Genomic DNA, 7,199 nt, shown 5'->3' on the forward strand with positions numbered 1-7,199 from the left:
TCAAGGGTGGTTCGGTCAGCGGAAACGCCGGCGGCGTCAGGCGTAGTGGCAGGCGACGTCTGCCGTGCCCACGCGCCGCAGTGCCGGCCGTTCGGTGGCGCACAGCTCGGTGGCAAGGGGGCAGCGGAGCCGGAAGGGGCAGCCCCCGGGACCGGGCACTGCTGCTGCACCAGTGCGGACGCCGAGCGACTCCCGGGCCTCGCGCCGGGCGGCCTGTTCGGCCGGACGGGGTACTGGTGAGGCGGCCACGAGGGCCTGGGTGAACGGGTGCTTCGGGTTTTCCGTGACGGCCGCCGCCGGTCCGGTTTCCATGACCTGGCCGCGGTAGAGCACCACCACCCGCTGTGCCAGGAACTGCACCACGGCAATGTCGTGGGCGATGAACAGGTAGCTCAGGCCCCGTTCGTCGCGCAGGTCCGCCAGGAGGTTGAGCACCTGCGCCTGCGTGGAGAGGTCCAGGGCACTGACGGCTTCGTCGCAGACCACCAGCTGGGGGTCGCAGATCAGGGCCCGCGCCACGGAGATGCGTTGCCGCTGGCCGCCGGAGAACTGGCTGGGATACCGATCCACGGCCTCCCGCGGCAGCCCGACCCGTTCCAGCATGTCTTCAGCTTTGGCTCTCGACTCGGCGGCGGAGACGCCTCGGAGCCGCAGCGGTTCGGCGAGGGAGGTGCCGATGGTGTTGCGCGGGTTCAGGGAGGAGTTGGGGTCCTGGAAGACGGCCCGGAGTTCGCTGCCAAGGGCCCGGCGCTGGGCGGCTCCGGCTGAGGTGATGTCCCTGCCCTGGTAGGAGATGGAGCCGCCGGAGACCTTCTGCAGGCCCAGGATCGCCTTGCCGATGGTGGACTTTCCGGAGCCGGACTCCCCCACCAGGCCCACGGTTTCGCCGGGGGCGATGCTGAAGCTGACGTGGTCGACGGCGGCCGGCGCGGCGGCTGCCTTCCGACCCCGGCCGTAGCGGACCACCAGGTCCTTGACCTCCAGCATGGGAGTTCCGCCGTGGGGAAGCGTGGAATCGGTGCGTTCCGTGACTGCGGTGCTCATGCCAGGTCCTTCTCGATGACGGTGGTGTGCTGGGGGGTGGCTGTGCTGACCGGCAGGAGGCGGGCGGCGGGCACGTCGGTGGCCAGCCAGTCCATGCCTTCGACCGCCAGCTGGTCCGCCTTGACGCAGCGCACCAGGCCCCCGCCGGTGCCGGAAGCCAGCAGCGGCACGGGGTCCGTGCAGGCGGAGCCGGCGAACTGGCACCTGGCCGCGAAGCGGCAGCCGGTGGGCCAGTCCTTGGGCTGGGGCACCTGGCCTTGAATCGTGGCGAGGCGTTCGGGCATGTTGTCCGCGTCGTTGGCGTGCGGGTCCGCGGCCAGGAGGGCCAGGGTGTAGGGGTGGCGCGGGTTGTCCAGGATGGCGGCGGTCTTGCCGTTTTCCACCACCTGGCCGGCGTACATCACAGCCACCTGGTCGCAGATGTCCGCCACCACGCCGAGATCGTGGGTCACCATCACCACGGACATCCCGGTGTCCTTGACCAGGGCGCGGAGCAAGGAGAGGATTTCGGCCTGCACTGTGACGTCCAGGGCCGTGGTGGGCTCGTCCGCCACCAGCAGCCGGGGCTGTCCGGAGAGTGCCAGGGCGATGGCCACGCGCTGGGCCATCCCGCCGCTGATCTGGTGCGGATAGGTTTTCAGGATGCGCTGGGCGTCCACGATGCCCACCTTTTCCAGCAGGTTCCGGGCCTCCGTGCGTGCCTCGGTCCTGCCCATGCCGCGGAGCCGGCGGATGGCTGCGGTCAGCTGGTAGCCCACCGTGAACATGGGATCCAGGGCCCGCATGGGTTCCTGGCTGATCAGTGCGATGTCGCGGCCGCGGATGCCTTCCATGTCCTTGTCCGTTGCGGCGGCGAGGTTCCTGCCGTTCCAGCGGATCTGCCCGCCGGTGACGGAAACGCCGGACGGGAGCAGGCCCAGCAGGGACAGCGCGGTCATGGTCTTGCCGCAGCCGGATTCGCCCACGAGGCCCAGGACGGTGCCCGGGGCGACGGTGAAGGAGACGCCGGTGACCAGGGCGACGCCGTTGCCTGTGCTTGCGCTGTCCACACCAACGGAAAGGTTGCGGACGCTGAGGGTTCCGCTCCCTGGGGCCTCTTGTGCCTCGGCGTCGTTGGGTGCCGGGGTGGCGGCGACCGCGGCAGCGGATTTGGCCCGCTGTCTCCGCGCCGCGGCCGAGGGCAGGTGCGGTGCGGCGGCGTTGGGCGCCTTGCCCAGGGCATTGCCGATGGCGTTGGCGGAGAGGACTGTCAGCGCCAGGACGGCACCGGTGGGAACCATCATCCACGGGGCGTCATAGACGTGCTGCGAGGCACCCTGGATCATGCCGCCCCAGCTGGGCTGCGGGAGGGGCGGGCCGAATCCGATGAAAGCCAGGCCGGCCTGGATCAGCATGCCGACGGCGAAAATCAGGGCCGCCTGCACCACGATGGTGTTGGCCAGTCCGGGCAGGACATGCCGGACGCTGATGCCCACGGGGCTGAGGCCGTCCACCTTGGCGGCGTCAACGTAGAGCTGGGACTGAAGGGATTTGGCCTGGCCCAGGATGACCCGGTAGATGCCGGCGGACATCAGGACGCCCAGAATGGCCATGATGAGCGGGATGTTGGTTCCCACCGCGCCGATCACCGCCAGGATGATCACGGTTCCCGGCAGGGACATCATGACTTCCGTGATCCTGCTGATGACGGCTTCGGTGCGCTCGGCGCCCGCCGCGGCCATGGCCAGGAGGGTGCCCAGCCCGACGCCGACAATCACCGTGATCAGCGAGGTCCCCAGGGTGCCGGCTGCGGCGGCGAAAATGCGGCTGAGGATGTCCCGGCCCAGTTCGTCGGTACCCAGCCAGTGGGCGGCGGTGGGGCCGGAGAGGACGGCGGTGAAGTCCTGGTCCTCCGTCTTGAAGGGCAGCCACAGGGGCGCGGTCAGGGATGCAATGACCAGGGCCGCCAGCCAGAGGAGGCCGGCCACGGCACCCGGTGAGCCGAGCAGCCGGTGCCGGGAAAACCTGGCGAGTGCCGCCTTGCCGGAGCGTGGCATGGAGGCTCCCGCCGCCGTCGTACTTCCTGTCTGGTCCGCGTCCGCGGGAGACGGGGCAACTGTGGGAATCATGAGGCACGCAACTTCGGGTCGAGGAACTTGGTGGCGAGCTCCAGCACCAGGTTGACGGCGACCACCACCACGGTGGCGATCACCACCACGCCCTGGACTGCGGGGGCATCGTGGGTGCTGACGGAGGTCTGGACGGCCTGGCCCAGGCCGGGCATGGCGAACAGCTGCTCCGCGATCACGGAACCGCCGAACAGGCCGATGAACTGCAGGGCGATGCCGGCCACGATCGGCAGGCTGGCGTAGCGCAGGGCATGGATGTAGAGGACTTTCCAGGTGGGGGTGGCCGTGGCGCGCAGGGTGCGGATGTGTTCCTGCTGCAGCGCCTCGAGCATGGAGGCCCTGGTCTGGCGGGCGATGAACGCCGCTCCGCCGACGGCCAGGGTGATGACCGGCAGCGCCAGGGACAACGCCCAGTCCTGGGGCGAGACCTCGAACGGGACGTAGCCGGTGGCCGGGAAGACCGAGGACTGGACGGCGAGGAGGTAGACCAGGATGATGCCCACCCAGAATGCCGGCAGGGCCACGAGGAGTCCCACGAACCCGCCGATGGCCCGGTCCAGGAGGCCGCCGCGGACGGCGGCGGTGACGCCGAGGGCGATGCCGAGGATGGCGCTGAGGGCCGTGGCTCCGGCGGCCAGGGACGCCGTCACGGGCAGGCGGTCCGCCAGGTCGGCGCTGACGGAACGGCCGTCAATCAGCGAAACGCCCAGGTTTCCCTGGACCGCGTCGCCCAGCCAGCGGAAGAACTGGGAGTACAGCGGATCGTTCCAGCCGAGCTGCTGGTTCAGCTGGTCGATCGCGTCCTGGGAGGCGCCGGCGCCGAGCGAAACAGCTCCCGGGCTGCCGGGCATCGCGTGCACCAGCAGGAACGCCAGCACCGCAACCACCAGCACCGTGGCGAGCGCCATGAGCAGGCGCTTGGCAACGAACAATGCCATGGGGGTGACCTCCGTTAGTCTTGCCCGACGCCTCCTTCGACAGGAGGCGCCGGGCGGGTTGGATCAGTTGGTGGGCTTGTAGGAAGAGAGCAGCGGGTAGGCGTTGGTGCCTGCGAACTGGACTTCCTGGACCTTCTTGGTGTTGTAGCCCCAGTTGGACAGCGATTCGAACAGCGGGATCAGCCAGCCGGACTCCACCAGGCGGGTGTTCATCTTGGTCAGCGCCGTCTTCCTGGCGGCGTCGTCCTTGGCCGCGGCAGCTTCGCCGGTGGCAGCGCTCAGCTGATCGTCGGTGGCCTTCTGGACGTTGGTGAAACCGTTGAGGATGGCGCCGTACATCAGGCCGATGGGGTTGTCCCAGCCGAGCGGTGCGTAGCCCAGCGGAGTGGTGGCAACGGCGGCGAACGCCTCATCGGTGGAGGCGGCCATCTTCACGTTCATGGTGATGCCGACGGCGGCGAGGTCCTTCTGGACGGCCTGCAGGTCGGTCTGGGTCTGGGCGCCGGCGATGATGGTGAACTCGAAGCCGTTGGGGTAGCCAGCCTCTGCCAGCAGGCTCTTGGCCTTTTCCGGGTTGTAGGCGAACGTCTTTTCCAGGTCCGCGGTGAAGCCGGCCGAGTCCTTGGGGAGGGCATTCCAGGTGGGAATGTCACCCTTGTGCAGCGCATCCACCAGGGCCTGGCGGTTGATGGCGTACTGGATGGCCTGGCGGACCTTTTCGCTGGCGAACGCCGGGGCGGTCTTGCCGGTCTTGTCGAACGAGACCATCGTCTGCACAGTGCCGCCGATCCGGGACACCCCCACGCCCTTGGACTTCGCGAAGTCGACGGTGGGCGAGGTCAGCTGGGCCACGTCGGCCTGGCCTGAAACCAAGGCGTTGGCGCGGGCCTGCGGGTCCATGATGACGTTGAAGACGATCTTGTTGTACGCATAGTCCGCGGCGTCGTCGTTCTTCTCGTTCTTGACCATCACGTACTTGTTGCCCTTCACCGTGGACGGGTCAAGGGTGTAGGGGCCGGAGCCGTCGGGCGTGGTGGCGAGGCTGGCGGTGTCCGCGACGCCCGTCTTGCCCACGATCATGCCCATGGTTGAGGTGAGGTTCTTCTCGAAGCCGGGCTGCGGCTTGGCGAAGGTGATGGCCACCTGGGTGGGGCCAACGACGTCGACGCTGGCGATTTCCTGCGCGCCGCCCTTGGCGATGGCCGAGTAGGTGCTGAGGGCGGTGTCGGTGCGGCGGTCGAAATTCGCCTTGACCAGTGCAGCGTCCAGGGTGGAACCGTCCGTGAAGGTGACGCCGTCCTTGAGCGTCAGGGTGAGGACTGTGCTGTCTGCGTTGTACTCGAACTTCGTGGCCAGTCCGGGGCCGGCGCTTCCGTCGGGCTGGAGGTCGAGGAGGGTGTCGTAGAGGCCTTCCATGAACTGGCGCTGGGCGTCCGCCACGCGAATGGGATCGTACCCGAAGGACGCCGAATCGCTTTCGACGCCGATGGTCAAGGTGGACTTGTCCACGGTGGCCGCCTGCTGGCTGCCGCCGCCGCAGGCGGCCAGGGAGCCCATCAGCAGGGCGCCGGTCAGGACGGCAGCGCTGCCGCGGGCGGTGGTGGTCAGGAGTTTCATCAGGTGCGCCTTCGCATTCTTCGGTGACTGCAACGGAAAGAAAGGGGGCCGGTGGTGTCCGGCACTCTTCAAGAATCGGCCGGGGCCGTCAGGGCCAGACATGAGAATGTCATTGATTGAAAAGGTATTGTGGCGGGCGTCACGCGGCCGGTCAGGATGGATGCAGGCAGAGACGCCTGGGCGCCGCCTGGCCGGCCCCCATCACGAGAGGAACCACATGACTGAACCGTTTCCGCAGGACTTCCTTTGGGGCGTGGCCACCGCCGGCCACCAGGTGGAAGGCAACAACGTCAACAGCGATACCTGGTTCCTGGAGCAGCTTCCCGGGACCATATTTTCGGAGCCATCCGGGGACGCCGTGGACCACTACCACCGCTACCGCGAGGACATTGCACTCATTGCCGGGCTGGGCTTCACCAGCTACCGCTTCTCCCTGGAGTGGGCACGGATCGAACCGGCCGAAGGCCAGTTCTCCGCGGCCGCATTGGACCACTACAAACGTGTGCTGGAGGCCTGCGTTGAACATGGACTGACTCCAGTGGTGACGTTCCACCACTTCGCGTCACCCCTGTGGCTGCTGGAGTCCGGTGGTTGGGAGGGTGCCCGCACGGCTGAGCTGTTTGCCCGGTACTGCGACAGGGCCATGGCGCACCTGGGCCACCTCATCGGCGTCGCGTGCACGTTGAACGAGCCCAACCTGCCCTGGCTGCTGGAGTCGTTCGGGATCGGCGGGGAGGCCCCCGAAAACCGCGGTTCTGTCCCGGTGTGGGCTGCCGCGGCGCAGCGCCTGGGCGTTGATGCGAGCACCGTTGCCCCGTTCCAGTTCTGCTCCACTGAGGCCGGGTTCGACGTGAAGCTTGCCGCGCACAAGGCCGCCACCACTGTGATCAAGGCGCACCGCCCGGACCTGCGCGTGGGCTGGACACTCGCCAACTCCGACATCCAGTCCATCCCTGGCGGCGAAGCGATTGCGGACAAGGTGCGCCGCGACGTCAATGAGCGCTTCCTCGAAGCTTCCCGGGGCGACGATTTTGTGGGCATCCAGACGTACGGCCGCACGGTTTACGGCCCCGAAGGCCACGCACCGGCGCCGGACGGGGTGGAAACCAACCAGATGGGCGAGGAAATCTACCCGCAGGGCCTGGAAGCGACCGTCCGCGAGGCAGCACGGATCGCAGGCATCCCGGTGATCGTCACGGAAAATGGCCTGGCCACGGAAGATGACACCCAACGGCTGGCCTACCTGCAGACCGCAGTAGAAGGCGTCGCGTCCTGCATTGCCGACGGCATCGAAGTAGGCGGGTACATCGCGTGGACCGCCTTCGACAACTTCGAGTGGATCTTCGGCTACCGGCCCAAGTTCGGGCTGATCGCCGTCGACCGCACCACCCAGGAGCGCACCCCCAAGGAGAGCGCGCACTGGCTGGGCAACTTCGCCCGGGAGCAGGCCGCATCCCAGGTGGCCCAGCCCGCGTAGCCACCCCCCGCCCCA

At 68.3% G+C, this 7,199-nt stretch carries 5 protein-coding genes; 1 reads left to right on the forward strand and 4 read right to left on the reverse strand.

Features of this window, described 5'->3' with window-relative positions:
* Positions 1-36: 36 nt before the first annotated feature.
* From UC32_RS19200 to UC32_RS19215, 4 genes are all read right to left on the reverse strand, one after another.
* Positions 37-1,044 carry an oligopeptide/dipeptide ABC transporter ATP-binding protein gene (locus UC32_RS19200; protein WP_045732773.1) on the reverse strand — a complete coding sequence of 336 codons (1,008 nt, stop codon included), beginning with the start codon at positions 1,042-1,044 and terminating at the stop codon, positions 37-39.
* The gene (locus UC32_RS19205; RefSeq protein ID WP_045732774.1) at positions 1,041-3,152 is read right to left on the reverse strand and encodes a dipeptide/oligopeptide/nickel ABC transporter permease/ATP-binding protein; all 2,112 of its coding nucleotides are present in this window, start codon (positions 3,150-3,152) and stop codon (positions 1,041-1,043) included. Before UC32_RS19205 ends, UC32_RS19200 begins: the two co-directional genes overlap by 4 nt.
* Positions 3,149-4,090 (reverse strand): ABC transporter permease, encoded by a 942-nt coding sequence (locus tag UC32_RS19210; protein WP_045732775.1) that lies wholly within the window; start codon positions 4,088-4,090, stop codon positions 3,149-3,151. Before UC32_RS19210 ends, UC32_RS19205 begins: the two co-directional genes overlap by 4 nt.
* 63 nt (positions 4,091-4,153) lie before the next feature.
* A complete protein-coding gene (locus UC32_RS19215) occupies positions 4,154-5,707 on the reverse strand; it encodes an ABC transporter substrate-binding protein (RefSeq protein WP_045732776.1) in 1,554 nt (517 codons plus the stop codon).
* Between the two features lie 217 nt (positions 5,708-5,924).
* Here UC32_RS19215 and UC32_RS19220 point away from each other — a divergent pair, with 217 nt between their 5' ends.
* Positions 5,925-7,184 carry a glycoside hydrolase family 1 protein gene (locus tag UC32_RS19220; protein ID WP_045732777.1) on the forward strand — a complete coding sequence of 420 codons (1,260 nt, stop codon included), beginning with the start codon at positions 5,925-5,927 and terminating at the stop codon, positions 7,182-7,184.
* Positions 7,185-7,199 lie beyond the last annotated feature (15 nt).

The sequence above is a fragment of the Pseudarthrobacter chlorophenolicus genome, from assembly GCF_000962805.1.
Lineage (GTDB): Bacteria > Actinomycetota > Actinomycetes > Actinomycetales > Micrococcaceae > Arthrobacter > Arthrobacter chlorophenolicus_A.